Origin of the sequence: Paenibacillus xylanexedens (assembly GCF_007676705.1) — a bacterium.
GTDB classification, from domain to species: domain Bacteria; phylum Bacillota; class Bacilli; order Paenibacillales; family Paenibacillaceae; genus Paenibacillus; species Paenibacillus xylanexedens_C.
In genome coordinates this window covers 1-322 of sequence record NZ_VEBF01000120.1, presented here as the reverse complement: position 1 = coordinate 322, position 322 = coordinate 1, and the positions used below count along the sequence as shown (strand labels likewise).

Genomic DNA, 322 nt, shown 5'->3' with positions numbered 1-322 from the left:
TGCAGGGATCGATTGGAATGGAGGGGTTCGGATTTGTGGATAGGAGAAGAGGAGGAGAGGTGGGTAGAGGGGTAGAGTTGGAGTGGATTAGGGGTGTGGGTGAAAAATTCGTGGATGACGAGTATGGGAATGAAAATAGGAAGTTCGGAAGTTGGTGGATTGAAGGAGATAGAGTTGAGAAAGTTGAAGGTATTGTAAAGGAAGGATGCAATAGTGGTTTTGGGACTGTGATGGATAAGTTGTAGAAATGATGGTGAGATGTAAGTAAAAAGGGAGAGGAGGTTAGAGCAGGTGGGATGGTGAAAGAAAGGAGTCTGGGGGT

At 46.0% G+C, this 322-nt stretch carries 1 pseudogene; it reads left to right on the top strand.

Features of this window, described 5'->3' with window-relative positions:
• A pseudogene (locus FS628_RS30310) lies at nt 1-245 on the top strand (flagellar hook-associated protein FlgK); the annotation flags it as partial.
• Nucleotides 246-322: the final 77 nt, after the last annotated feature.